The organism is Corynebacterium sp. HMSC074C11 (assembly GCF_001809455.1).
Lineage (GTDB): Bacteria > Actinomycetota > Actinomycetes > Mycobacteriales > Mycobacteriaceae > Corynebacterium > Corynebacterium amycolatum.
Map to the genome: position 1 here is coordinate 298,803 of NZ_KV797729.1, position 25,690 is coordinate 324,492.

The 25,690-nt window shown below is 56.2% G+C and carries 23 protein-coding genes; 4 read left to right on the plus strand and 19 right to left on the minus strand.

Features of this window, described 5'->3' with window-relative positions:
- Window positions 1–149 precede the first annotated feature (149 nt).
- The 5 genes from HMPREF2614_RS05135 to HMPREF2614_RS05155 all read right to left on the minus strand — a co-directional run bounded on the left by HMPREF2614_RS05135 (window position 150) and on the right by HMPREF2614_RS05155 (window position 4,773).
- Window positions 150–833 (minus strand): Rv2732c family membrane protein, encoded by a 684-nt coding sequence (locus HMPREF2614_RS05135; RefSeq protein WP_246815674.1) that lies wholly within the window; start codon window positions 831–833, stop codon window positions 150–152.
- Window positions 826–2,373: a tRNA (N6-isopentenyl adenosine(37)-C2)-methylthiotransferase MiaB gene (gene miaB, locus HMPREF2614_RS05140; protein WP_049181215.1), complete on the minus strand. Its 1,548-nt coding sequence runs from the start codon at window positions 2,371–2,373 to the stop codon at window positions 826–828. Before miaB ends, HMPREF2614_RS05135 begins: the two co-directional genes overlap by 8 nt.
- A 106-nt stretch (window positions 2,374–2,479) precedes the next feature.
- A complete protein-coding gene (locus HMPREF2614_RS05145) occupies window positions 2,480–3,088 on the minus strand; it encodes a regulatory protein RecX (protein WP_038628760.1) in 609 nt (202 codons plus the stop codon).
- A 43-nt stretch (window positions 3,089–3,131) separates the two neighbouring features.
- Window positions 3,132–4,235 (minus strand): recombinase RecA, encoded by a 1,104-nt coding sequence (gene recA / locus HMPREF2614_RS05150; protein ID WP_038628758.1) that lies wholly within the window; start codon window positions 4,233–4,235, stop codon window positions 3,132–3,134.
- Window positions 4,236–4,539: 304 nt separating this feature from the next.
- A complete protein-coding gene (locus HMPREF2614_RS05155) occupies window positions 4,540–4,773 on the minus strand; it encodes a DUF3046 domain-containing protein (RefSeq protein ID WP_080972864.1) in 234 nt (77 codons plus the stop codon).
- A gap of 79 nt (window positions 4,774–4,852) precedes the next feature.
- Between HMPREF2614_RS05155 and HMPREF2614_RS05160 the strand changes: the two genes are divergently transcribed.
- Genes HMPREF2614_RS05160 through HMPREF2614_RS05170 form a run of 3 tightly spaced genes read left to right on the plus strand, consistent with a single transcriptional unit; the run spans window position 4,853 to window position 6,822 of the window.
- Complete coding sequence (locus tag HMPREF2614_RS05160; protein ID WP_038628756.1) at window positions 4,853–5,470, plus strand: biotin transporter BioY; 618 nt, start codon at window positions 4,853–4,855, stop codon at window positions 5,468–5,470.
- A 33-nt stretch (window positions 5,471–5,503) separates the two neighbouring features.
- Window positions 5,504–6,205 (plus strand): energy-coupling factor ABC transporter ATP-binding protein, encoded by a 702-nt coding sequence (locus tag HMPREF2614_RS05165; protein WP_038628754.1) that lies wholly within the window; start codon window positions 5,504–5,506, stop codon window positions 6,203–6,205.
- Window positions 6,202–6,822, plus strand: a complete 621-nt coding sequence (locus tag HMPREF2614_RS05170; RefSeq protein WP_038628752.1) for an energy-coupling factor transporter transmembrane component T family protein — start codon at window positions 6,202–6,204, stop codon at window positions 6,820–6,822. Before HMPREF2614_RS05165 ends, HMPREF2614_RS05170 begins: the two co-directional genes overlap by 4 nt.
- A gap of 5 nt (window positions 6,823–6,827) precedes the next feature.
- Here HMPREF2614_RS05170 and HMPREF2614_RS05175 read toward each other — a convergent pair whose 3' ends face one another.
- From HMPREF2614_RS05175 to dapB, 11 genes are all read right to left on the minus strand, one after another.
- Window positions 6,828–7,655, minus strand: coding sequence for a PspA/IM30 family protein (locus tag HMPREF2614_RS05175; RefSeq protein WP_038628750.1), 828 nt, complete (start codon window positions 7,653–7,655; stop codon window positions 6,828–6,830).
- A 141-nt stretch (window positions 7,656–7,796) separates the two neighbouring features.
- On the minus strand, window positions 7,797–8,231 hold the full coding sequence (locus tag HMPREF2614_RS05180; RefSeq protein ID WP_038628748.1) for a helix-turn-helix domain-containing protein: 435 nt from the start codon (window positions 8,229–8,231) through the stop codon (window positions 7,797–7,799).
- A 51-nt stretch (window positions 8,232–8,282) separates the two neighbouring features.
- A complete protein-coding gene (locus HMPREF2614_RS05185; RefSeq protein ID WP_038629583.1) occupies window positions 8,283–8,825 on the minus strand; it encodes a CinA family protein in 543 nt (180 codons plus the stop codon).
- Window positions 8,826–8,849: 24 nt separating this feature from the next.
- Window positions 8,850–9,416 (minus strand): CDP-diacylglycerol--glycerol-3-phosphate 3-phosphatidyltransferase, encoded by a 567-nt coding sequence (gene pgsA, locus HMPREF2614_RS05190; protein WP_016422605.1) that lies wholly within the window; start codon window positions 9,414–9,416, stop codon window positions 8,850–8,852.
- Between the two features lie 31 nt (window positions 9,417–9,447).
- Window positions 9,448–10,581 (minus strand): TerC family protein, encoded by a 1,134-nt coding sequence (locus HMPREF2614_RS05195; RefSeq protein ID WP_016422604.1) that lies wholly within the window; start codon window positions 10,579–10,581, stop codon window positions 9,448–9,450.
- 236 nt (window positions 10,582–10,817) lie between these two features.
- Window positions 10,818–14,114: a DNA translocase FtsK gene (locus HMPREF2614_RS05200; protein WP_070560365.1), complete on the minus strand. Its 3,297-nt coding sequence runs from the start codon at window positions 14,112–14,114 to the stop codon at window positions 10,818–10,820.
- A gap of 105 nt (window positions 14,115–14,219) precedes the next feature.
- Window positions 14,220–14,837 carry a TIGR03085 family metal-binding protein gene (locus HMPREF2614_RS05205; RefSeq protein ID WP_016422602.1) on the minus strand — a complete coding sequence of 206 codons (618 nt, stop codon included), beginning with the start codon at window positions 14,835–14,837 and terminating at the stop codon, window positions 14,220–14,222.
- Between the two features lie 89 nt (window positions 14,838–14,926).
- The gene (locus HMPREF2614_RS05210; RefSeq protein ID WP_038628746.1) at window positions 14,927–17,026 is read right to left on the minus strand and encodes a ribonuclease J; all 2,100 of its coding nucleotides are present in this window, start codon (window positions 17,024–17,026) and stop codon (window positions 14,927–14,929) included.
- Window positions 17,026–17,931 carry a 4-hydroxy-tetrahydrodipicolinate synthase gene (gene dapA, locus HMPREF2614_RS05215; RefSeq protein ID WP_038628744.1) on the minus strand — a complete coding sequence of 302 codons (906 nt, stop codon included), beginning with the start codon at window positions 17,929–17,931 and terminating at the stop codon, window positions 17,026–17,028. Before dapA ends, HMPREF2614_RS05210 begins: the two co-directional genes overlap by 1 nt.
- A 58-nt stretch (window positions 17,932–17,989) precedes the next feature.
- Window positions 17,990–18,742: an FAD-dependent thymidylate synthase gene (thyX, locus tag HMPREF2614_RS05220; protein WP_070560368.1), complete on the minus strand. Its 753-nt coding sequence runs from the start codon at window positions 18,740–18,742 to the stop codon at window positions 17,990–17,992.
- Window positions 18,743–18,762: 20 nt separating this feature from the next.
- Entirely contained in the window at window positions 18,763–19,515 is a 753-nt protein-coding gene (gene dapB / locus HMPREF2614_RS05225; protein ID WP_083300200.1) for a 4-hydroxy-tetrahydrodipicolinate reductase, read from the minus strand.
- Between the two features lie 265 nt (window positions 19,516–19,780).
- On the opposite strand from dapB, the gene HMPREF2614_RS05230 reads away from it, so the two are divergent.
- Window positions 19,781–21,169 carry a DHA2 family efflux MFS transporter permease subunit gene (locus tag HMPREF2614_RS05230; RefSeq protein ID WP_246815676.1) on the plus strand — a complete coding sequence of 463 codons (1,389 nt, stop codon included), beginning with the start codon at window positions 19,781–19,783 and terminating at the stop codon, window positions 21,167–21,169.
- A 29-nt stretch (window positions 21,170–21,198) separates the two neighbouring features.
- On the opposite strand, the gene galK is transcribed toward HMPREF2614_RS05230, so the two are convergent.
- Genes galK through HMPREF2614_RS05245 form a run of 3 tightly spaced genes read right to left on the minus strand, consistent with a single transcriptional unit; the run spans window position 21,199 to window position 25,579 of the window.
- Window positions 21,199–23,610 carry a galactokinase gene (gene galK / locus HMPREF2614_RS11400; RefSeq protein WP_081914019.1) on the minus strand — a complete coding sequence of 804 codons (2,412 nt, stop codon included), beginning with the start codon at window positions 23,608–23,610 and terminating at the stop codon, window positions 21,199–21,201.
- A 9-nt stretch (window positions 23,611–23,619) separates the two neighbouring features.
- Window positions 23,620–23,901: a hypothetical protein gene (locus HMPREF2614_RS05240; RefSeq protein ID WP_038628733.1), complete on the minus strand. Its 282-nt coding sequence runs from the start codon at window positions 23,899–23,901 to the stop codon at window positions 23,620–23,622.
- A gap of 16 nt (window positions 23,902–23,917) precedes the next feature.
- A complete protein-coding gene (locus HMPREF2614_RS05245; protein WP_210384471.1) occupies window positions 23,918–25,579 on the minus strand; it encodes a sodium:solute symporter family protein in 1,662 nt (553 codons plus the stop codon).
- Window positions 25,580–25,690: the final 111 nt, after the last annotated feature.

Genomic DNA, 25,690 nt, shown 5'->3' on the forward strand with positions numbered 1-25,690 from the left:
GACTGAGAAATCAGTTACCGACTAGTGGGGAGCAGTGCAGTGGAAGAGAGCCCCTTTCTTACTGCGCTAGTTAAAGAATCTCACTACTCGTCGCTGATCTGCTCGTCCTGTTCGCCAGCCCGTTGAGAGACATTGTCCGCGCTACTGCCCTACTGGCCACGATTGCGTCGGCGTGCGCGTTCACGGCGGTCGTCGACGACCTCTACATCAGTAGTTGTATTCGGTGTCAGGCCCGCACGCAGGTAAACCTGCTGCGCTCGCAGTACCGGATCGGTGTCAGCGTGCTTGCGACGTTTCGTCGCGATTGCGAGCTGCTCCTTACTGCGTCGGAAAGCGATGAAAGTCACGGAAATGGCCAGTAGAAAACTGCAGAAAATGCCGAGCATCAGGCCAAAGGAAATACCCTCGCCGGCCAGTTCCTGTGGACGAGACTGGCGCATCCAGCCAGCGAAGACTGAGTAGACCATCTGAATGCAGGCAAAAAACCAGGTGACAAACGCGAGAATCGTCGTCCGCGTAATCAGCGTGGCAATAGCCAGCAGTACGCCTACCACCACAAGAATGGAGTAAATTCGTTCCGGGCGCGTCGTGAAGTACTGATGTGCAACATCCGTATCCAGCAGCACATCAAAGCCCAAAACGACGCCCGAATGTGGAAGGAAGAAGCTCGTAATAAGGCCGATGACGGCAACCATCATCGGAATCACCGCACGGCCGAGATCCAGCTCGCCGGCGGCCTTGCGCTCCTGAACCCGCAATGCCTGCGCGGATTCCACGGACTGCTCGCTAGTGGATTCCATATCACTTTCCGGCGAAGCCTTGTCACTACTCACAACCGCATCCCTCACTTACCTTCGTTTTCTCCGGGCGCCCAATCTTTGGCAAGCCCAGACCAACTCCAATCGGAGCGGTCGTCGGAATCTGACCGACCTCCACATTATCCCCCGCTTTAGTGCGACGGTGCGTCAGCACGCCGGAGTCGGCAATCAGGAAGTGGGGTGCAGAGTCGGTCACGCACACTGTCACGTAGTCACCTGGGCGAATCTTTCGGTCAACGACACCAGGTTCGCTTTCCGACGGGCTGAAGTGCACCAGGCGACCATCCCGACTCCGACCTGACATGCGATGAGTCTCCGCATTCTTACGGCCATCGGACTGGCTGACCAGCAGCTCGACTTCCCGGCCGACTAGCTTGGCGTTTTCTTCCTCGGAAATACGCTCCTGAAGCGCTAGCAGCCGACCATAGCGTTCCTTCACTACCTCTGGTGGAACCTGCTCAGTCATGGTCGCCGCCGGAGTTCCCGGGCGGGGCGAGTATTGGAAGGTGAAAGCCGAGCTAAAGCGAGCCTTTTCCACCACGTCGAGAGTTTGCTGGAAGTCCTCTTCAGTCTCGCCAGGGAAACCGACAATGATGTCAGTGGTAATAGCCGCATCCGGCATTTTTTCCCTAACCTTCTCCAGAATTCCCAGGAATTTCTTGGTGCGGTAGGAACGGCGCATGTCTTTCAGCACTCGGTCGGAACCGGACTGTAGCGGCATGTGCAACTGATGAACCACGTTCGGTGTCTCCGCCATGGCGTCGATGACATCATCGGTGAACTCAGCTGGGTGCGGAGATGTAAAGCGCACCCGCTCCAGCCCCTCAATCTGGCCGCAGGCGCGCAGCAACTTGGAAAAAGCCGAGCGGTCGCGTTCCATGTCAGGGTCGGCGAAGTTAACACCATAGGCGTTGACATTCTGGCCGAGGAGGGTGACGTCAGTAACGCCCTGCTCCACGAGTGCCTGGACCTCAGCGAGAATCTCGCCTGGCCGACGATCGCGTTCCTTACCCCGCAAACTGGGGACGATGCAGAAGGTGCACGTGTTGTTGCAGCCTACGGAGATACTCACCCAACCTGCGTAAGTGGATTCACGCTTGGCCGGCAGCACCGAGGGAAATTCTTCCAGCGCGTCCTTAATCTCGACTTCAGCCCGGTCATTATGAGCGGCGCGTTCCAACAATGCTGGCAACGAACCCAAGTTATGCGTACCGAAGACGACGTCCACCCATGGGGCTTTCTTTACAACGACGTCCTTATCCTTCTGGGCCAAGCAGCCACCGACGGCAATCTGCATGCCTGGGTGAGCATCCTTGACCGGTTTGAGCTGTCCCAATGTGCCATAGAGTCGGTTGTCCGCATTCTCTCGAACGGCACAGGTGTTGAAAACGACCAGATCGGGATTCTCGCCTTCTGCAGCCGCTACATAACCGTTTTCTTCCAGCAAGCCAGACAGTCGTTCCGAGTCATGGACGTTCATCTGACAACCGAACGTACGCACCTCATATGTGCGAGGCGAAGACTGCTGCTGAGGGTTCAAAGAAGGGGTAGTCACGGCAGTTTAGGTTAGCTGTTTATGGCCCATTTCCCCAATCAGCGATTCCTTTAAACCTGACCGGTCCGCAGCCGGCGTGCTAATCCAGCGTGAAATGGTACCGGCGCTAATCTGTGTCCTCTTCGAGTTTCCGGTATCGCTCTTCTAACTGATCCCGAGCAATGCTCATGGACAATTCAGAGGGGAAACCGCGCCGCGCCAGCACACCGACAACTTTGCGTAAATCCTTTTGCTTGGAGTTGAAGTCAGGCGCTACTGATTTAATAGTGGCCGCCTTCTTCGCCGCTAGCTTCCGTGCGACTTCTTCTTCCGCGTTGTGCGTGATCTGCTCCAACGCATCAGCACGAAGCGAAGCATCAATACCCTTTTCCTGCAGCTCCCGGTTCAAAACCATCTTCGACTTGCCGCGACTGGCAAAGCGCTGCCGCACCCATTCGGATGCGAAAAGCTCGTCATTAACCAAACCACTTCGGGTCAGGTCATCAACGACTTCTTCAATCATCGAGGTTGGAAACTCCTCGACTGCCTCGAGCCTTTCTACGAGTTCCTTGCGGGAGCGCATTCGCTGATCGAGCAAGCGCAGCGCCTTAGCACGAATCGGAGCCTTGGATTCCTCACGACCCGCATCGTAGAGCGAACTACCGTCAGCTTCCGCAATCTGCTGAGCAAGCTTTTCGATAGTCTCCCGCACATCGCGGCCGTTACGATCCTCCACGGTCCTCACTTTTCATGTGTCCCGGCACTACGCCTCGAGCCAGCTAGTCTTCCAAATCATCGAAGTCGATGTCCGGCACGACATCGACAGGGGCATCGATATCGGTCTCGTCCTCGACCTCAGCGAATTCCCCGACCCCGAGTTTCTTCTTAATCTTGACTTCGATTTCCTGGGCAATTTCTGGATTCTCGCGCAGGTGCATACGAGCCTTTTCCTTGCCCTGGCCCAACTGATCGCCCTCGTAGGTAAACCACGAACCCGACTTCTTGACGATGCCGTTATCAACGCCCATGTCAATCAACGAGCCCTCACGCGAAATGCCCTCGCCGTAGATGATGTCAAACTCTGCCTGCTTGAACGGCGGCGACACCTTGTTCTTGACTACCTTCAAGCGCGTGCGGTTACCCACGGCATCCTGGCCGTCCTTCAACGTCTGAATTCGGCGTACGTCGCAGCGAACGGAAGCGTAGAACTTCAGTGCTTTACCACCCGTGGTGGTCTCAGGAGAGCCGAACATGACGCCAATCTTTTCACGCAGCTGGTTAATGAAGATGGCAGTGGTGCCGGTGTTAGACAGGGCGCCCGTCATCTTTCGCAGCGCCTGACTCATCAACCGCGCCTGCAGACCAACGTGGGAATCGCCCATTTCACCGTCGATTTCAGCCTTCGGAGTCAACGCGGCCACCGAGTCAACCACAATGATGTCAATAGCACCGGAACGCACCAACATATCTGTGATCTCAAGTGCCTGCTCACCGGTATCTGGTTGGGATACCAGAAGGTTGTCCGTATCTACTCCAAGCTTGCGCGCATAAACCGGATCCAGCGCATGCTCCGCATCAATAAATGCGGCAATACCGCCCTGCCGCTGTGCCTCTGCAATAGCATGCAGTGCGACTGTGGTCTTACCTGAGGATTCTGGACCATAGATCTCTACGATACGACCACGTGGGAACCCACCCAGGCCCAAAGCCACGTCGATAGCGATATTGCCGGAGGGAATAACCTGAATTGGAGGACGATTGTCATCCCCCAGGCGCATAACTGCACCTTTACCAAAGTCCTTCTCAATATTCGCCAGAGCTACATCGAGCGCCTTCAGGCGATCATTGCCCTGGTTCGAAGCCGTAGCCTTCTTACGAGCCATAGTTCGTTGTTCTTCCTCATTGTCATTGTCGCGTACGGTATCGGGTTCTGGAGCCGTACTCAGAGAATGTGTGTCCCGATTTTCATCCAAAACAGAAACTTCGCTCACACTTAATTAGGCGCGAAACTAGCCGTTCCGGTTCCAAATTGGTCCGCGACATCTCTACTGCCGGTTACACCCGGAAGTTATACCGAATCAGACGGATTGACTTCATCAGCACTTTCGATAATATGCGAAACCCTGTTCGAATGGCAACGACACGCAAGTGCCGTCGGCAAGCATTCGCCGTTGTCTACGCCGGAACCTATTCGTCAGGGCCGTACCAGCGGTCTTCAGGAATATCGTGTTCCCTACACAGCGCCCACCAGATATCTCGAGGTTCGACCCCGTCCTCAAGCAATTCCGCGGGAGTCTTTCCATATTCCATCAGCACGTGGGAATGCAACAGCCACGGGCCGTGCTGAGGCCCAAATTCGTAATTGACGAAGTTGTGAAAATCGGCCAATCGCATGAGACCAACGTACAAGATACCTGTCACTGATACCTACCTGGCCCCCTCTGTTCATAACCTAATCCCCGCTCCCCTGCCTGAACAGTGCTCAACCCAGGGGATTAAGATGAGAGCTGTGAATAATTCCAAGGTGTATGACCTCACTATTATCGCTGCTTTCGCAGCACTGATCATCGTACTCGGCGGGATTGCCATTCCCGTTGGCGGTCTCGGCGTGCCAATCGTGCTACAGAACATGGGCATCGCACTGGCAGGGATGATTCTCGGATTCAAACGCGGCGGCCTCGCCACTACCCTGTTCCTGGCTGTTGGGCTCGTGGGTGTCCCAAACATGGCGGGCTGGAAACCACTTCTCGCCGCACTCCCCGGCCCTACCGTGGGTTACATTGTCGGCTACTTAATTGCCGGTTTCGCAATCGGCGCGATTGCCCAGCAAGCACCGCGGGCGAAGGTTTCACGAATCAGCGTCTTCATCGGCGCGGGCCTCGTCGGAGTTCTACTGCAGTACTTCTTCGGATCTGTCGGCTTGGCATGGCGTATGGGACTTAGCTTCACCGACGCACTGATTACCAACGTCCCGTTTATCCCGGGCGACGTTGCAAAGGTTGTCGTAGCCGCGCTTATTGCTACTGCCGTACTGCAGGCTTTCCCTGATTTGCTTCCCGACGCTGCCAACCGTAAGCAAAGTCGTTTGGTTAAGGAAGCAGCCACCTCGGGCAATTAACCCACAGACTTAGAAAGGTCCTCGAGTCGCACTATGCCCACCATCGCTTTTGACCGCGCTTCCGCAACCTATTCGGGACGCCAGATATTGAGGCCAACCACGCTAACTCTCACAGAGAACCGTATCGGCATTATCGGCGAAAACGGTGGCGGTAAGTCCACGCTGGTGCGACTTATTAACGGCCTGGGCCCGGTCACTGGCGGCACGGTTACGTATGAGGGCATGAATGTCGCAAAGCAGGCAAAGGCAATTCGCAAGAAGGTCGGCTTCATCTTTTCTGATGCGGATAACCAAATTGTGATGCCGACAGTCGCAGAGGACATTGCCTTTTCACTACGCAAGCGAAAGCTAACAAAGGATGAGCGCAACCAGCTGGTGCAGGAAGCCCTCGAGCGATTTGGGCTCGCCGATCATGCTGACGCCTCGCCGCACGTGCTCTCGGGTGGACAAAAACAGCTTCTGGCGCTGGCGGCAGTGTTAATTCTTAATCCCACGACCATTATTGCCGATGAGCCCACTACGCTCCTCGACTTGCGTAATCGTCTCCACATTCGGAAAATTTTCGCCCAGCTTGAGCAGCAAATTATCGTGGTCACTCATGATCTGGATTTTCTTATGGACTTCGACCGGGTTATCCGTGTAAGCGCAGGAGAAATCGTCGACGACGGTGCGCCCAAGGAAGTTATTGACCGATACGTCAGCGATATGACTCGTGCAGAAGAAGGCCGCTCATGATTCATCCAGCCGATGTCCCGTTAGGGCTTTACCTCAACCATAAGTCGCCTGCGCACAGGCTCCCGACGGCCCCCAAGCTCATCATTGTCATCGCATTTTTATTGCTCACCGGGATCCTCGTGGATACCTGGTTAGGCGGGGCGATTGCCCTGGCAATTGTCACCCTCGCTTATGCGGTGGCCAAGGTGCCACCCATGGTTGCTTTCCGACAGCTCCGTGGAGCCGTAATCATTTTGGCGCTGCTTTCGCTTCTCCTATGGTGGCGCGCCGGGGGTGAGCAAGCGCTGACGACCTTCCTCGCGCTTCTCGCCGCAATCGCAGCGGCAATATTGCTAACGCTGACGACCCGCGTCAGCGACATCATGGATACTTTGACCACTGCGATGCAACCGTTCGCTCGTTTCGGCCTACCAGTCGACACCATCGCGCTCGCACTATCGCTGACGCTGCGTATGATTCCGCTTCAAGTTATGGCCGCTGCCGAGGTACTGGAGGCTCGAAAAGCCCGAGGGGCTGCCGGCTCAATCATCGCCTTCGGCGTACCTGTGGTCATCCGAACCATTAACCGCTCGAAGGCAATGGGTGATTCGCTAATCGCACGTGGCGAAGGTGAGTAGCAGAATTAATTGCCCTCACGCAGCTGGCGCATGCGCTCAGCAACAGCAGGGTCAACGTTGGAGGCAGCATTTCCCTCGATGGACTTCTGAGCCTCGCCACCAGAGAGCTCGTTGCCGCCGTTCATTTCTGCGCGAATCTGCTCCAGGCGAGAGTGCCCAGCAAGCTGAACGCCTGCGGCCTCTACCTCAGCCATACGCCCCTGAACCGAGTTCTGAGCCAGCTCAGCCTGGCCAAGAGCGTTAGCGTAACGACGCTCAATCTTGTCACGAACCTGATCCAGGTTAGGTGTAGCCCCCGAAGAAATCTGATTCATCGACTGCAAGGACTCAGAGACCTTCTCCTGCATCTTTGCTTGCTCCAGCTGGCTGAGGAGCTTTGCGCGCTCCGCGACCTTCTGCTGCAACTGCATGGAATTACGCTCGACGGCCTTCTTAGCCTGAGTTGCCTGCTGCAGCGACTGATCGTGCAGAGCCTTCAAATCTTCTACCGACTGCTCAGCAGTAACCAACTGAGCTGCGAAAGCCTCAGCTGCGTTCTCATACTCCGTAGCCTTGGCGGTATCCCCCTCAGCACGAGCCTTGTCAGCGAGCTGCAATGCCTGACGAGTGTTCCCCTGCAGCTTTTCAATTTCAGCGAGCTGGCGGTTAAGGCGCATTTCCAGCTGGCGCTGATTACCAATCACCGCCGCTGCCTGCTGCGATAGTTCCTGGTGCTGCCGCTGGGCATCCTCGATAGCCTGCTGAATCTGCACCTTCGGATCAGCGTTTTCCTCAATCTTGGAATCAAAAGCGGCCATCAAGTAATTCCACAGCTTTACAAATGGATTAGCCATAGCGTCCCATACACCTTTCTTATTGCAACTACCTCAAAGCAGGTCTGTGCTTATCGCGCACCCAATCTTAACTAAAGCCAAGCATCTTCGGGTGCTAAGTGCCGGAGCAGTGGAGTGAAATTCCACCGCCGCAACCAATTTCTACATCGCTGCCAATTCCGGGCTCGCCGAATGCAGAGCCATCGCTGTGGCCGCCTCCATCATCAAATCTGACACCGTCACACCAAGCGCCGCACATACGGACGCCAGCAGCTCAGATGAGACTTCTTTCCGTCCACGCTCAAGCTCGGACAAATAACCAGGGCTAATAGCCGCATGTTCAGAAAGCTCACGCAGCGTCTGTCCACTGCGCGAACGAATATCACGCAGCGTTTCCCCCAGTGCCTCTCGCAGGAGTGGCTCACGAGATTCTCCCCGTTCCGCCAAATCCTGTGCCGTTAACTTTGCAACCGATTCAGGCTGCTCCGCTACAGCCACCCGTGCCGACGGCGCTGTGGCATCCATGGAAGCCTGCAAAGCAGCAGCGCTATCTACCTCTGGGTAGCGAATGGTCATAAGTGCAGTATTGTTGGTCATCACTTTCTCTAACGCTTTAGAGGGCCGACCTGTTCCCAATTTTCAAAAATTCTACTCACCCTCGAGATTCTGCAACAACAGTTCTAACGCCAATACCACTGCTTGACGACGAATCTCCGCGCGCGACCCCTCTTTATTCACCGGCAACCTAACAGCAGTTACCCCATCAAGGTACGAAACTCCCGGCGGTTTCAGACCACACCAGACTTCACCTACTGGGTGCCCATCCTGCATCGCTGGACCAGCAACGCCAGTTAGCGAAATCCCCCAGTCCGCCACTGCTTTATTTGCCACTCCAAGTGCCATATACCGGGCCGTCAACTCGGACACGGGGCCATATGCGGCCAAAGCATCCTTTGGCACGTCGGCAAGCAATGCCTTCGTGTCAGTGGCGTAAGTGACCACGCCACCGCGGAGAACGGCGGAGGCTCCCGGTACGGAGGCAACTGTAGCGCAGAGAAGACCTGCGGTAAGTGATTCTGCGGCTGCAAAAGTCTCGCCACGAGCCGTAAGCGTTTGGACGAGTTGAAGCGAAACGCCATCGACACCGTCAGCGTTTTCGTCGCTCTGGGCGAGGCGTTCGACTGTGTTCACAGCTTTACCCTCCACTTAATTTCTCTACGAGACCTTTCGCGCATCCACAATGTACTGGATACCAGTACCGACGGTAACGACAATGGCGGCAACCATCACAATCCAGGACGGCCAGAACAACCAGTCCACTGGCATCAGGAAGAGCCCCACTGCTACAGACTGCAGGACCGTCTTTATCTTGCCGCCCCGAGAAGCCGGAACAACACGCCCCTGACGCAGGGCGAACATACGCCAGATGGTGATGCCACCTTCGCGAATCACGATGATGACAGTCACCCACCACGGCAGAATGTCGATGATGTTCATACCAATCAGCGCAGCCAGCATTAGAGCCTTATCGGCAATCGGATCGGCAATCTTGCCAAAGTCGGTAATGAGGTTACGGCTACGTGCGAGGTGCCCGTCCAACTTGTCAGTCGCCATCAGAAGCGCGAATACGACAAACGACCACCAGCGCCAATTGGTGGCTTCGCCGCCCTCCTGAAGAAGTACCCACAGGAACACCGGTACTCCGAGGATGCGAAGCACGGTCAGGAAATTGGGCAAGTTCCAGTTGGAAACACGGCTTGTATCAGCACTTGGAGCAGTCACAGTTGTTACCTTATCTCACAATCGTGTTCGATTAACGCCCAGGCTCGTTCTTACCGGTGTGTGAACCGTTAGTTTCGCTTCCGGCCGACGTTGACCCCTCACTGACAGAAGTAGAGGAGGCGTGAGAGCCGAGGCCATCGCGGCTTCCATCATCATCGTGGTGAACACGCGGAAGGGCAATCGCACCCATGTTTTCATCACGCTTGCTCTTGAGCCACGATGCCAGGACAGTCACCACCAGAACGATGACGATGACCGCCAGCGACGCCCAGGTCGATACTTCAGGCACCGACACGTTCTCACCGCTGTTGATAAACGGCAGGTTGTTTTCATGCAGTGCGTGCAACAGCAACTTCACACCAATAAAGGCCAGGATGACACCCAGGCCATAAGCCAGGTACACCAAGCGATCCAGCAGACCGTCGAGCAGGAAGTACATCTGTCGCAAACCCATGAGAGCAAGGGCATTTGCAGTAAAGACGATGTATGCCTCATCCGTCAGACCGTAGATAGCCGGGATAGAGTCAAACGCAAACATCACATCGATAAAACCGATGGACACCAGCGCGATGGCAAGTGGAGTCAAGTAACGCTTGCCGTTTTCCTTAACGGTCAACTTGTCCTTGTTGTAATGGTCCGAAATTGGGACGATTCGACGCAGCCATTGAATCAGCTTCATATCCGACGGATCGGGTTCCGGCTTATCGACGGCTTCGTCGTACACCGTCTTGATAGCCGTGTAAATCAGGAAGATTGCAAACAGGTAGAAAACGTCAGACCACTTGGCAATAACTGCCGCACCAGCCCAAATGAACAGGCCTCGGAATACCAGCGCCATCGCAATACCAAACAGCAAAACCTTTTGTTGGTACTGGCGCGGAATCTTGAATGCGCCGATGATGAGTGCAAAGACAAATAGGTTGTCTACGCTGAGCGCCTTTTCGGTGATATAGCCCGATAGAAACTCAATGCCTCGGTGGTGATCCCATAACAACCACACCATTCCGCCGAAAATTAATGCCAAGACTACGTAGAAAGCGGTCCAGATGCCGGCTTCCTTCATAGTTGGGTTATGCGGCGTGCGAACGTGTGCATAGAAGTCAAAGGCGATAAAACCCATGACGACCACAATGGTGATAATCCATACCAATGCGGGGACATGCATATTAAAAAAAGACCTCCGGTCGTGCGAACATGAACCGGAGGTCTCTCCTGCTTCTGCCATAGTGGCAAAAGTGACGGTACCGGGATTCGATGTGCACAAGACGAGTCTGTGCGTCCAATCCGTGCTGACGATAACCGTCACGGGCTAGCGGAAAACATCCGCTTTTACCGGGGATACTCCCCTCCACGTGTGCCGACTATACACGCAATCAGAAACGGCGGTAAGGCTGGGTCGTCCTACGCCATAGATTGATTCGGATCCGCGTCGACTACGTTTACTTCTTCCTTAGGAGCATCCTCCGGGTTTGCGCCCTTGATCATCCACTTAATGGTTTCGAGCTCCTCTGGCTTGACCAGCACCTCACGTGCCTTAGATCCCTCTGACGGTCCAACCACTCCGCGAGTTTCCATCAGATCCATCAGTCGACCGGCCTTGGCGAAACCGACTCGCATCTTGCGCTGCAACATCGAGGTCGACCCGTGCTGTGCGGTGACCACCAGCTCGACTGCCTGAAGCAAATCTTCCAGGTCATCTCCGATATCAGGGTCAATGTTGCGCTCAGCCTCAGCGCTCTTATCCTCCGTGACTCCCTCGGCGTAATCCGGCTCGGCCTGCGCCTTAGCTGCATCGACTACTGCCTGAATCTCTTCGTCTGTGACGAAGGCGCCCTGAAGACGTCGCGGCTTGCCTGCACCCTGTGGGATGAACAGGCCATCGCCCATACCAATGAGCTTTTCAGCACCGCCCTGGTCAAGAATGACGCGGGAGTCCGTGAGCGACGAGGTAGCGAATGCCAGTCTCGATGGCACGTTCGTCTTAATCAAGCCGGTGACCACATCCACAGACGGACGCTGCGTAGCCAGCACCAAGTGGATACCGGCGGCACGGGCCTTTTGCGTGATGCGCACAATCGCATCTTCGATATCGCGGGGTGCGGTCATCATCAGGTCTGCCAACTCGTCAACGACACAGACAATGTACGGGTACGGACGGTACTCGCGCTCCGAGCCAAGTGGGGTCGTAATCTCACCGGACTTGACCTTACGGTTGAAGTCCTTGATGTGACGGACGCGGGCGGCCTTCATGTCCATGTAGCGCTGTTCCATCTCTTCAACCAGCCACTGCAGAGCCGCCGCGGCCTTCTTCGGCTGAGTAATGATTGGCGTAATGAGGTGAGGAATCCCCTCATATGGAGTCAGCTCGACCATCTTCGGGTCCACCAGAATCAGGCGGACATCCTCCGGGGTCGCACGAGTCAGCAGTGACACCAACATCGAGTTTACGAATGCGGACTTACCCGAACCGGTCGAACCGGCAACGAGAAGGTGCGGCATTTTCTGGATGGAGTGCGAGATAAACTCGCCCTCAATATCCTTACCGAGACCAATCAGCATCGGGTCATCGTTCGCAACGGTCTTGGGCGCGTTGAGTACGTCGGCAAGCCGAACCATCTCACGGTCGTTGTTCGGCACCTCGATACCAACGGCCGACTTCCCCGGAATCGGAGTCAGTAAGCGGACATTGTCGGTCGCTACCGCGTAGGCAATGTTGGACTGCAGGTTCGTGATCTTCGAGACCTTCACGCCCGGGCCAAGCTCGACCTCGTAGCGAGTCACCGTCGGACCGCGAGAGAAACCAGTCACCGCAGCATCGACCTTGAATTCTGCGAATACTTCAGTAATCGCCTCGATCATGCGGTCGTTCGTCGCCGTACGTGTCTTGGGACGCTCACCTGGAATCAACAAGTTAGTCGATGGCAGGTGATAGTCAGATTCCGGCGTGCGTGCCGACGAACCGGAAGTACCCTCGGCATCCTTTTCCAATTCAGACTTCGGAGTTGTGGCCGGAATCTTAGAGGCATCGATACCAGAACGAGCGGCAATGGCATCCATTGTGCGGCGGGTAGCCTCAGACACTGCATCCCGCGAATCATCGACAGACGACTCGCCCTGCGGCGCGCTCGCCGGCTCTACGACCTCAGGTTGAACAGCGGGCTGTTTCGGAGCTCGGGAATCGGAAACACAATTCCGTTCGCTGTTACTAGCTGCAGCAGCCTCCTGCGTCGGGTACTCGGAGTACTCGTCATAATCCTCGTCGACAGCGTGGTAGTTCGTGCCCCCGACAGCTGGAATAGTCGATTCTGTCTCAGCGGTGTCGCGATGTACTGCATCCGACTGAGTTTCCTCCACGTACTCAGCTGCCGGAAACGCCGGCTCCACTGGGGAAACTCGATTGGAGTGCGGTGCCCCATTCCGGACATCGAACACTGTGGTCTTTGCCGAGTCGTAGTCGACATCCTCAACCTGACGGGCACGTCGCGGAGCCTGTCGGTTCCTCTGCGGCTCTTCGTTCAAAAGATCGTAGAGGTTACCGTCAGTATCCGGTTCGTCGTAAGGCGCGGGTTCGGGTGCGGACATACGGCTATCCGCGCCACGACGAGGCGCTCGGTAAGCAGAGCGATCGGTCGAACGAGACGAGGAATGTTGCGTGCGGCTGCTGTGGCTTGGGCGACGCTCAATTAGCTGCGTCGGCTGGTCAAAGTCCTCATCGGCATATGCGGTATCGGAATCCCAGCTCGCACGACGTTCCAGCATGTCATCGACATTGCCGTAAGGATCGTCCGATTCCGCCTCGTCGCCGGCACGACGCGAAGACCATTCGGAAAAATTGAAGTATTCCTTAGTGGCATCGATAAGCTGGCGCACCGTCGCGCCAGAGAGCACCAGAGCGCCGTAAAAAACGATACCCAGCAACAAAACCACGGCGACCCACGAGGTAAACCCGGCTGCTAGCGGCGAACCGATATAGCCACCAATTGCGCCACCGGCTGCACGTCGCCCCTGCCAGTCCGCAGGACGACCCGAGCCGATATGCACAATTGCGAGCAGCCCCACCACGATCAGCGAAGCTCCAGTGATGGTAGGTGTCAGACGTTCACGGCGTGGCATAGCATCCAGCATCATTAATACGGAAACAACACCGAGCAGCACCGGAAGTACAAAAGCGCCGATACCAATGAGCGTGCGCACTGCCGTTTCAATGAACTCCCCCACTGGCCCTGCCAGGTGGAACCATGTCGAGCCAGCGAGCACAATCGCCAACGCCAGCACGAGTAGTGCGAGGCCATCCTTCGATCCCGGATCGCCACCCTCATCGAAGTCTGCGTCGAACTCGTCAGCTGGCACGGAGGCCTGTGCCGGCGGTTCAATTACATCGTCATAGCCGCTAGCAGCTTTACGACGCTTCCTACGGGGCTTCGTCGAAAAATCGGCGTCACTTTCGCGCCGCGACATATTCTCCTCTTCATCTCGCTTATTTTTGCGACCGCCTACCCGACGGGCAAGACCGGCCACGCCGCGGGCAGTTTCAGTCCAGGCGCTGGCCAAGCTATTGCCCACGAACGACATGGCGCTAGGAGTGCGCTCGAATTCCTCCGTGGCACTGTGCACGGGGTATCGCCGCGTGGCATCTGTCTCCGCAGAGCGGGAAGATCCACGACGATTGTCAGTTCTGGTTCGGCTGGTCGCAGACATGACCATTACCTTACAGCTAACACCGGATCGTTTTCACATTAGTCACACGCATGTCATTGTTTAACAGGTGGGCTGCCACGACCGTCCAGAACTGAGAACGCGATCTTAAAGGCTGTTGCGCTTGATGCCCGATTCGTCGCCGTCGATGGTGACGCGTACCTCGTCACGGCCATAGAGCCACAACACCAGTTCCCCGACGCTACCGCGGACAGTCACAACCGGAGCACCTTTAGCGCTGTTGTCGATTAGGGTCACCGCAACCCCGTCGTCGCGCATTAGCACCACGGTCGAGGTCGACCCGCGCAACATCATACGGCCGGCAGTAGTGACCAGGCGCCACAGGTCTGAAACTCCGGAGGGTGGTAGCTGACGAACGGTCCAACCTTCCTGGGCACGACGGACATCCTCGTGGTGAACGAAGTTCTCCGCAGTGTTGACGTAGCGGTCTGCCCAGTTCATTGGATTCCATCGCGGAGCACCACTGCCCCACTTCCCCACCACTTCGACGTAGGGCATTCGATTGACCTCAGCGGTAACAGCATCGAGGCGTTCCGAAAGCGCCTTGACGAACATCCCGCCAGCGGCATCCAGACGGTTTTCGCGAATGTAAAGGTGGTTGGCCAAATCCCGGGTTGTCCAGCCCTCGCACAAGGTCGGTGCGTCGGGACCGACGCTGAGCAGTAGATTAGCTAGGTCTTCACGTTCCCGTTCAGCAAAAGTCATAGCTCCAGACTAGACCAGGCACGGAGAAGCCCGCATCCACACGGCTTTAGGTGGATGCGGGCTCTTACGCTAAAAGACCCTCTAGAAACTTAGATGCTTTCGCGCGACTCCTTGATTTCCTCATCGGTGACCTCTTCGGCTGCCTCTGAGGACATCGGCACGATGGTCGGAACAACCATCGGGCTGCGACGCCATTTCTGGTTAATGACGCGCTCGGTGCGGCGACGAACTTCCTGAGCCATACGGTATGGATTGTTCTCGCCACTGCCAGCCAGGTCAAAGAGAGTATCGTCAACTACCTGCTCGACGGTTGCGAGCACTTCCTTGGCGTCGTCCGAGTAACCGCGAGCCTGAGCCCGTGGCTTCTCCAACGGACGACCAGTGCGGTTATCAATGACGGCTGTGACGGTGATAAGACCACCTTCACGCATTTCAGCACGGTCTGCCAGCACGTCAGCGTCGACGTCACCCATGGTGACGCCATCAACGTAGAGGTTACCAACCGGAACCTGGCCAACTACACGAGCGCGGCCGTCAACGAGGTCGACAACCACACCGTTCTGAGCGAGGACAACGTTTTCTGGCTTCACACCAGTGGACACAGCCAGTTCCTTGTTGGCACGAATGTGGCGCCACTCACCGTGAATTGGCATGACATTCGACGGACGGGCTGCGTTGTAGAGGAACAGCAGCTCGCCGGCAAACCCGTGACCGGAGGTGTGAACCTTGGCTTCCTTGCCAGTGATAACCGTGGCACCAATCTGGGCCAACATGTTAATAACGCCGAAGACCGCCTCTTCATTACCCGGTACCAGCGAAGAACTGAGGATAATCAGGTCGCCATCACGAACGGTAATCTGACGGTGCTCACGACGGGCCATGCGAGACAGCGCAGCCATTGGCTCACCCTGCGTACCGGTAGTCACCAGCACGACCTTGTGGGGCGCCATGCGAGCGGCCTCGTTCATCTCCACGATGGTGTTCTCTGGCGCGGTCAGCAGACCCAACTCCTGCGCGATACGCATGTTGCGAATCATGGAGCGGCCGTTGAACGCGACCTTTCGTCCAGACTTGACAGCTGCATCGATAACAGCCTGAACGCGGTAGACATTCGACGCGAAGGCCGCGACGATAACGCGCTGCTTTGCGTCCATAATCAGACGACGCAGGGTCGGAGCCAACTCCGCCTCGGAACCGGAGAAGCCCGGGATTGTGGCGTTGGTGGACTCACACAAGAAGAGGTCGATTCCCTCATCACCGTAGCGGCTCAGCGCCGGCAGGTCAGTCGGCTTTCCGTCCGGCGGGGTCTGGTCCATCTTCACGTCACCGGTGTGGACAACCATGCCAGCTCCGGTCTTAATGACGATGCCAAGGCACTCCGGAATCGAGTGGTTGACATTGAAGAAACGCAGATCGAACGGACCACGCTGAATGTGGCTGGTGTCGTTGACCTCGATGACCTTCGGGCGCTGACGGTGCTCCTGTGTCTTGGCCTGAATCAGTGCCAAGGTAAAGCGGGAAGCAATAATCGGGATGTCCGCGCGCTGCTTGAGCAACCAAGGGATAGCACCGATGTGATCCTCGTGACCGTGGGTGACCACGAGAGCTTCCACGCGATCCCACTTGTCTTCCATGTAGGAGAAGTCAGGCAGAATCAGGTCAACACCCGGCTCATCCGAGCTCGGGAACAGCACGCCACAGTCGACGATAATCAGTCGGTTTTTGTACTCCAACACGGTCATATTGCGACCGATTTCGGAAATACCACCCAGCGCGACCACGCGCAGACCGTCCTTGGGGGCCTTTGGCGGCGCGGGCAGACGTTGCGTCAAGTCTGCACCCTGCATCGACTGCACTACGTTACGACGGTTACCGCCACGCCCGCCACGGCCACCCCGCGAATTATTTCCGCGGTTACCGCCACGGCCACCGCGACCACCACGAGAACCGCGGTTGGAAGAATTCGACGAACCTTGGGACTTCTTAGCGTTGCCGGCGTTCTTACGATCACCGGAACGCTCAGAGCGCTCGGAACGCTGCGAGGACTTCGAGCCGTTGGAATTAGCTCCACCCTTGTCGGAGCCCTTGGATGCAGAGTTCTTGGACTGCTCTGCTGCAGCCACGTCAGACTCGGAAGGCGGACCGGCCTTACGAGTTACCTTGCGGGCGCGATTGCGTCCTTCAGCCACTACAGAACACCTGCCTTCCGCATAGCTTCTTCAAGCACCTCAAGCTGCTGGTCATTTGCTGCAATTTGCGGCAAGCGTGGATCTCCTATCTCAATGCCCTGCAGACGCAGAGCGGACTTAGCAAAACTTACACCGCCAAGTGCAGCCTGAGCGGCAAACAGCGGAGTCATCTTTGCGTGGGCAGCCTGCGCACCAGCAAGGTCTCCCTTGTCAAAGCAAGAGCGCACCTCAGCCAGCAGCTGCGGGGCTGCATGTCCAATAACGGAAATGAACCCGGTGGCGCCAATCGACAGCCACGGAAGGTTCAGCACATCGTCACCGGAGTACCACGCCAAATCAGTATTAGCGATAATGCCGGCGGCAGCTCCCAAGTCCCCCTTGGCGTCCTTAACAGCCTGGATTCTCGGGTGCTCCGCCAACCGGTAAATGGTATCAACTTCAATCGGAATAACCGAACGCGGCGGAATGTCATACAGGCACACCGGAGCCTCGGTTGCGTCGGCCACCGCCGTAAAGTGGCGGTACAGGCCCTCCTGGGACGGCTTGGAGTAATACGGCGTGACGACGAGCAGCGCATCCGCGCCCGCCTCCACAGAAGCCTTTGCCAGCTCAATGGACCCGGCCGTGTCATTGGTGCCGGCACCGGCCACAAGCTTGACCTTATCGCCCATCTCTGCGCGGACAGCTCGGAGAAGCTCAAGCTTTTCCTCAACGGTCGTAGTAGGCGACTCGCCAGTAGTACCGGCCAGAATGAGTGCATCGCAGCCGCCGTCTACAAGATGCCCAGCGAGCTGCACACCTGCCTTGACATCGAGGTTTCCGTCCTTATCAAAAGGGGTCACCATAGCTACGGCGACAGTGCCGAAAATGTCAGCACCGCGAGTTGACGCAATTCCTGTGCTCATTGTTGACTACCTTTTCTTAAAAATCTCAATCGACTATATCTTCACACTGTACGTGCGATTACCCCTCGAAGGCGTAAGGACTCGACGCGACGACCGACCCATCCTTCAGAGTGTTGATCTCAAAATCCCCAAAAGCAACAGGAGCGCAGCGCTGCAGCTCCCGCAGACAAGCCACCGCCAACTCCCGAATTTCAGCATCGGCATGCTCGGTCGCACGCATCGAAATGAAGTGGCGCCAAGACCGGAAATTACCAGTAATCACGATTCGAGTTTCGGTGGCATTGGGCAAAACCGCCCGGGCTGCCTGGCGTGCCTGCTTTCGCCGCAAGATAGCGTTGGGCTCATCGGCCCACTTCTCTTCCAGTGCGTCTAATAACTCACCATAGGCGAAACGGGACTGATCAACCGCGCTTTCGAAAACTCGCAATAGATCCGGGTCCTCCGCAATTGCGGGAGGAACCACAACATTGTTGGAACTAGCCGGCACAAACCGCTGCGACAACTGCGAAAAGGAAAAGTGACGGTGCCGTGTGAGTTCATGTGCACACGAGCGCGACAGCCCACGGACATAGATGCTTGCACTTGCGTGTTCAAAAAGTGAGGTGTGGCCTACCTCGAGCACATGCCGCAGATATCCCCTATTCGTCGCAGTTCGCGGATTAGGCTTGTCCCACGTTTCATAACAAGCCCGGCCAGAGAACTCAATTAATGCTTCCCCACCGTCGGCATCGGTATCAAAGTCGATGTCCTCTGGCGGGAAGAAGCTGGTCGCGGCGATTAGCTGCGCCTTGAGAGTGACATTTTCAGACATTTTAAGTTAACTCCCGGCTATTAAAGACCCAGGAACGGCTCCAGTCCCACAGTCAGACCCGGAAAATCCTCAATCTTACGCACGCCCAGCAGTACGCCCGGTACGAAGCTGGTACGCGAGTAGGAGTCCTGCTTAATGGTTAGCGACTGTCCTTCAGCACCGAAGATAACGGTCTCGTGAGCCACCGAACCGGTCATACGGACTGCGTGCACCGGAATGCCCTCGACATTGGCGCCGCGAGCACCATCCAGAGTCTGCTCAGTGGCGTCGGGCTGCTCCCCCATGCCTGCTTCCTTGCGAGCACGGGCAATAGCCTCAGCAGTGTGGATAGCGGTGCCCGAGGGGGCATCCTTTTTAAAAGGATGGTGCATTTCGATAACTTCAGCGGACTCGAAGTACGGAGCGGCTAGCTCTGCCATCTTCATGGTCAATACTGCGGAGATTGCGAAGTTCGGTGCAACAAGGACATTGACGGCACCGTCGGCGTCGTCAAGCCAGCGCTGCACCTGATCGAGGCGCTCCTTGGTAAAGCCCGTGGTACCCACGACGGCGTTGATACCATTCTTAATGCAGAACTCAAGATTGCCCATCACAGCGTCGGGCTGAGTAAAGTCAACAATGGTCTGCACACCAGCGGTGACAAGTTCATTCAGGTCATCGCCCGAGTCGAGACCCGCTGCCAGCTCCAAATCGTCGGCGGCTTCAACTGCCTCGCAGATGGTGGACCCTACCTTGCCCTTGGCGCCAAGTACGCCGACCTTGATATTGCTCACAGCTCTCTTGTCCTTTCCCAACGGGTTCATCTCTATCCCTTACCTTAGAATGTGTTGGGCAACTTGTGTGCCAATGCCCCGTCGGCTTTGCCGTTTTGTCGGCTTACGATGGGGATTTTCTTGCGCTAAGCCGCAACATCTTAGAAAATTACTTATTTCAGTACCTATATCTAGAAAGTGACTTCTCTTGGTTTCTGAATCTGAAGATTCCGAATTGAGCCCAAGTTCGGAAGCAGCACAGGCCAAAGCGCCGAAAAACGCTTACATGGCCATTTATGTGCTACTAGCTGCGGCATTTATGGCTATCTTGAACGAGACGGTCATGAGTGTCGCAATTCCCGTCGTTAAGGCGGACCTTAACATCAGCGCAGCGACTGCCGGATGGCTGACAACGTCATTCCTGCTGACCATGGCTGTTGTCATTCCAGTCACTGGATTTCTCATTGCCTCAGTGCGCTTCCGCACTCTTTTCGCGATCAGCCAGGGGCTATTTGTCGTAGGCACTCTCATCGGTGCCTTCGCGCCAGGTTTTGCAATCGTGCTGCTCGCACGCGTTGTTCAAGCCTCCGGCACCGCAGTGTTGCTGCCACTACTGATGACCACGGTTCTCAATGTGGTACCGGAACATGAGCGCGGTCGCATGATGGGACGCATGAGCATAGTCATCGCCGTCGCACCTGCTATCGGCCCCACTTTCTCCGGTTTAATTCTGGAGATTGCAAACAACAATTGGCATGCGCTCTTCGACACGATGCTGCCGCTCGGCCTGATTGTGCTCGTGGTCGGTGTCATCCTCGTGCCCAACATCGAGGAAAACTCCGCCAAGCCCATCGATATTCTCTCGGTGTTCCTCAGCGCAGGCGCATTCGGTCCGCTCGTGTATGCGCTCAGCCGTGTGGGTGCCGAATTTTCGCTTATCGACGGAATCCTCTGCGCAGCCGGAATCGTGCTACTGGTGCTCTTCATCATGCGTCAGCGCCGCTTGGCACCACGAAACCGAGCTCTGCTGGACCTTCGGACCTTCCGTACCAAGAGCTTCACACTGTCCACAACCATCCTGACTTTCGGCTTTATGCTGATGTTCGGTGTGATCATCATTCTGCCGCTCTACCTCAACCTGCGCGGTGTTGATGTCAAGACCATTGGACTAATTGTGATGCCCGGCCCGCTGATTATGGGGCTTATGGGTCCGACTGTTGGCCGCCTTTTCGACACCTACGGTCCGCGTCCGCTGGCAATCCCTGGTTCTATTGTTCTCGCCCTCGGTCTCTTCGGGCTCGGCTTTATCTCGGCGTCCACTCCGCTGTGGTGGATTGTCGCCTGCCACATCGTCTTTGAGATCGGTCTGGGCCTGCTGTTTACTCCACTGTTCACATTCGGCCTTGGCGATCTTCCCAAGAACCTCTACCCGGATGGCTCAGCGATCCTGAACACGCTGCAGCAGGTTGCAGGCGCGGTTGGTACTGCACTTTTTGTCGCACTGTCGACTGTCATTGCCGCGGGTCTTTCCGGCGCTGGTGCAGCAGCTCCTGCAACCGCCGACCTGATTCGTGGCTATAGCATTGCGATGTTTACCGCCGCGGGGCTTGGCGTGGTGCTGATATTCCTGACCACGCTGCTCAAGCCGCAGCGGAAGAAGATCGCATTGCAGTAGCCCCCCCCCGAGACCGGGAGTAATACCGCCTAGACTAGGCGGCTTGCTCCCGGCCCCGGATTTCCAACGAAAAACTCCGGTTCCGGCATTCCTCGGTCACGGAAAGCCGACGCAACTGCATTCGCTGCAGCATTGACACGGTCGTGTGGCAGCAGCGCAATGGCACTGCCACCAAAGCCACCGCCAGTCATTCGGGCACCGAGCGCGCCCTGCTCAAGCGCTACGTCTACAGCAATATCCAGCTCTGGACAGGAAACTTCGTAGTCATCCCTCAGCGAAAGATGGCTTGCCACCATCAAAGTGCCAAAAGCCTCGAAGTCCCCCTCGGAAAGCTTTTCAATCGCCTGTGCCGTCCGGTCAATTTCGGTAACAACGTGACGCACTCGGCGCGCCACCGTATCAACCCACTGATCCCTATCTGCCTCAGCTGGGACGTTCTCCTTCGCCCAATTGATAGCAGCACCAACTGCATCATCCAGGCCGCGGAAATCAGATGCCCCAACACCATTTTTCACGGCATCAATGATTCCGCGACGCGTCGCATACTGACCATCCGAGAGACTATGTCGAACATTGGTGTTGATCACCAAAATTTCTAGATCCTCGTCTGCGAAAGCAGCCTTGACAAGCTGGTCAGAACTCTTCGCAAAGTCAATGGCCAGTGCATGTTTTTCCTTGCCCTTGATGGATATACGCTGATCCAGACCGCCGGTAGAGGCACCAACGACCTCATTTTCTGCGCGGATAGCCGCCTCAACAATTCCCTGCTGCTCTTCATCGTTTGGTGCACGACCGTGGACGAGTTCAAAGGCTGCAACGCCGACAGAACACTCCAGAGCGGCGGAGCTAGACAACCCAGAGCCGACCGGCACATCGGAAGAAATCGCAATGTCAAGGCTTGGGCAATCTGCAGGCAACAGCCCTGCCTCACGCATAGCCCAGATAGTGCCAACTGCGTATCCCGTCCAATTTGCAGGAGAGTTCGGACCGACATCGGACATTGCGATATTAACCGGCCTGTCACCGTCTGCGGCATCGTCCTTGTCCATCAAGTCCGAAACGATTCGCACTGTCCACGAGTCCCTGGCATTCTGAGCACCCACCGCTGCAAAAGTACTCTGCGCCAACGCGAATGGCAGACAGATGCCATCGGCATAATCGACATGTTCGCCAACTAGGTTGACTCTGCCTGGGGCGCGAAAGACACCCTGTGGTTCCGAACCGAAGCTGCGCCGAAATTGCTCTGTTACATCAGATACGGCCTGCTTATGGGGACGAGTGCGCAGCCAGCGAGTCTGGCCAAGCTCCCGGAAGCGGTCAGCGATTGCCTCTGGTGTTGTATCCGAAATCCAGGCTCCTTGCCCGGACTCTGAACCAGCGAGGAATTTCATGCGTCCTGCAGAGCGCATCATGGAATAGAGCTGCAAATGGAGGCGCCCAAACTGGTGATCCTCGCCTACCGGAGCTTGGTTCCAGGCAGCGATGTACGGCGTTTTATCGATGCCGGGGAAGAATCGGTCAATACGTCGCAGCAGGTCAAGATACATTGCTGCCAGTTCGTCCTTTTCCGCATCGGTCAGCTCCTGGAAGTCACCGACAGCGCGATTTGCCATCAGCATGACTTCGACTGGCCACTTAGCTGCAGCTGGGACGAATGCGGTGAAGTACTCCCCTTCTGCGATGATTCGTCGACCTGAAGCCTTTTCGGCCTCCAGGACATCATCAAAAAGGTCGCGGCCGGTGGTTTCAAAGTGAGCCTTCGCGCGTGCAGCGATGGCCGCCGCACGAGATGGCAGATAGGGGTAGGAGTAAATCTGCCCATGGGGATGCTGCAGTGTTACCCCAATTTCCTTGCCCCTGTTTTCAAAGGGGAACACCAACCGCACACCTTCGAGCTTGCTGAGTTCCGCAGTGCGGTGCGCCCACGCTTCAATAACGGTGCGAGCACGAGTGAAAGTCAGATCCCGGAAGGAGTCCGAAACATTCGGGGTAAAGCAGACAACCTCACACCGAGCCAAGGCCGGCTTCCGCGGGAAAATCTCGGCGCCGTCGACAGTCTGAGCAAAGTCATCCGGAACTTCCATGTGCATAGAAAGCGATGGGAATCGGTTTTCAAAAACCACCACGTCGTAGTCGCTGGCAGGCACCTCTGTGGGAAGTTGTCCCGGCAGCGTCGGAGCTAAGGGGTTCTCGCCAGCAGGAGGCATAAAGGTGCGGTTCATGCGGTGTGCCGCGTAGCAGTACCAATCACCTGTCAGCGGATCTTGGCGCAGCTCCGACTCTGTAATCGCCTGTGGCAAATCACGTTCGTCGGTTAATTTTCGGGTCTTCTTGCCCGAGACATAGTCCGGTTCATCGTCGAAGTAGATTAGCTCGCGACCGTCGGCAAGCGTAGTGCGCGTTACCGAAAAAGCGTGAGAGTGCTGGTCGTCGGTTGTCATTTATCCTCCTTATGATTCTTCGACAACCGTTGGGCGTAGTTTTGCCCAGGCATAGAAAACGATTGCAAAGAGGAGCAGGGCTATTCCGCTGTACAGGTTATACGTCGGCTCTTTGGCAACATTGGTCTCAGGGTTGACCCCAGGATCGAGGAACAACCACGATAGCAGCAAAATGATGCCGTAAAGACCAAGCATCGCCCCAATGACGTTGCGAATGTCAAAGGCACCTGCTTTCTTTTTACCGGCGCTGACAGTCGCTTTTACAGTTGAGTTGTTTTGCGTCCGTGACATGATTTCTCACTAGCTCCTATGCGAAAACGATGTTGAGAACTACGGCCATCACCAGGCACAAGATACCCAGCGGAACAGTTCGCTGTAGCAATGGCAGCTCTGCCTCAGCAGCGTCTGTGAAGTGAGCCTTTGGGGTGACGGATTTGACGAAACCGACCAGCTCCTCATCGGGTTTCGGCCTTGTCATGAGAGAAACGACGACGGCCACCACAATATCGACGACGAATGCCACGGAGGCGGCAGCGAACGCAGTGCCCTGCCCCGGTAGCTCAAAGATAGTTGCGCTTGCCGACGTGAACTCGGAGATGTACCAGTACAAGATTGCAGCGCCCGTTCCTGCAAGCAGAGACGTCCAACCTGCTGTCGGCGTCATGCGCTTCCAGAACATACCGATAAGGAAGGTAGCGAACAACGGTGCGTTGAAGAAGCCGAATAGAGTCTGCAAGTAGTCCATGACATTGCCGAAATTATCGGCAATCAGTGCGGTGAACACTGCGATGCCGGTCGCGCCAATGGTAGCGATACGGCAAACCTTGAGGTAGTAATCATCTGCTCGATTCTTCACGACGTAGGTCTGCCAAATGTCGTAGCTAAAGACTGTATTGAACGCGGAAATATTCGCCGCCATACCTGCCATAAAAGCTGCTAGCAGCCCTGCAATAGCGATGCCCAGCAGGCCGTTGGGAAGCAGATCTCTCATTAGGTACAGAATTGCGTCGTTAGGCTTGGCGGTCTGATCCATGATGGGTGCGACGGTGGCGCCGGCGATCATGCCCGGCAGCACGACGATGAACGGGATGAACATCTTCGGGAAAGCACCGATGATTGGAGTCTTGCGGGCGGCCGACAGTGAGTCGGCGGCCATGGAGCGCTGAACTTCCACGAAGTTGGTTGTCCAGTAGCCAAACGACAGCACGAAGCCGAGGCCAAAGACCAGTCCAATGACGGAAATCACGGGGTTATCAAAACCGGAAATATCCGTGCCCGGCCAAGTGTGGAAGTGCGATTCAGTGGCAACTTTTTCCTTCAGCCCGGACCATCCGCCGACGCTGTGCAGGCCGATCAGAGTCAGTGGCAACAGAGCTGCGACAATCACGAAGAACTGAAGTACCTCGTTGTAGATTGCTGCGGACAGTCCGCCCAGCGTGATGTAGGACAGCACGATGACTGCGGCGACTACCAACGTCAGCCACAGCGGCCAGCCGAGTAGCGCATTGACCACTTTGGCCAGAAGCAGAAGGTTAATGCCTGCAATCAGCAGCTGCGCGATAGCGAAAGAGATTGCATTGACCAGGTGTGCACCGGGACCAAAACGACGCAGCATGAACTCCGGAACTGAGCGAACCTTGGAGCCATAGTAGAAGGGCATCATGACAATGCCCAAAAACACCATGGCTGGGACGGCACCAATCCAGAAGTAGTGCATGGTCTGGAAACCGTATTGCACACCATTTGCGGACATGCCCACGATTTCCACGGCACCGAGATTGGCTGAGATGAACGCCAACCCCGTCACCCAAGCCGGCAGTGAGCGCCCCGAGAGGAAAAAGTCAATGGAGCTGGACACTTTGGCTCGTGCAGCCCAGCCAATACCGAGGACGAATAGGAAGTACAGAGCAACGATGGAGTAATCCACCCATGTCGCGTCGAGTCTTAAGGCTGATTGCGCCACTATCACGACGGCCTCCTTGCGGTTAGGCGGTTGATACGTATTCAGAAAATGCACGAATAGGGATTTCCCTTATTTCGGCACCTGATATGGCGCACGCCCAACAATGGCCATGAAAGT

Bases quoted from the DNA above. Each gene is read 5' to 3' on its own strand.
- recA (WP_038628758.1), bottom strand. From the start codon at position 4,235: ATGGCTCGTAAGAAGGCTACGGCTTCGAACCAGGGCAATGATCGCCTG.
- HMPREF2614_RS05160 (WP_038628756.1), top strand. From the start codon at position 4,853: ATGAGAGCTGTGAATAATTCCAAGGTGTATGACCTCACTATTATCGCT.
- HMPREF2614_RS05165 (WP_038628754.1), top strand. From the start codon at position 5,504: ATGCCCACCATCGCTTTTGACCGCGCTTCCGCAACCTATTCGGGACGC.
- HMPREF2614_RS05170 (WP_038628752.1), top strand. From the start codon at position 6,202: ATGATTCATCCAGCCGATGTCCCGTTAGGGCTTTACCTCAACCATAAG.
- HMPREF2614_RS05175 (WP_038628750.1), bottom strand. From the start codon at position 7,655: ATGGCTAATCCATTTGTAAAGCTGTGGAATTACTTGATGGCCGCTTTT.
- HMPREF2614_RS05180 (WP_038628748.1), bottom strand. From the start codon at position 8,231: ATGACCAACAATACTGCACTTATGACCATTCGCTACCCAGAGGTAGAT.
- HMPREF2614_RS05195 (WP_016422604.1), bottom strand. From the start codon at position 10,581: ATGCATGTCCCCGCATTGGTATGGATTATCACCATTGTGGTCGTCATG.
- HMPREF2614_RS05200 (WP_070560365.1), bottom strand. From the start codon at position 14,114: ATGTCTGCGACCAGCCGAACCAGAACTGACAATCGTCGTGGATCTTCC.
- HMPREF2614_RS05205 (WP_016422602.1), bottom strand. From the start codon at position 14,837: ATGACTTTTGCTGAACGGGAACGTGAAGACCTAGCTAATCTACTGCTC.
- dapA (WP_038628744.1), bottom strand. From the start codon at position 17,931: ATGAGCACAGGAATTGCGTCAACTCGCGGTGCTGACATTTTCGGCACT.
- thyX (WP_070560368.1), bottom strand. From the start codon at position 18,742: ATGTCTGAAAATGTCACTCTCAAGGCGCAGCTAATCGCCGCGACCAGC.
- HMPREF2614_RS05230 (WP_246815676.1), top strand. From the start codon at position 19,781: ATGGCCATTTATGTGCTACTAGCTGCGGCATTTATGGCTATCTTGAAC.
- galK (WP_081914019.1), bottom strand. From the start codon at position 23,610: ATGACAACCGACGACCAGCACTCTCACGCTTTTTCGGTAACGCGCACT.
- HMPREF2614_RS05240 (WP_038628733.1), bottom strand. From the start codon at position 23,901: ATGTCACGGACGCAAAACAACTCAACTGTAAAAGCGACTGTCAGCGCC.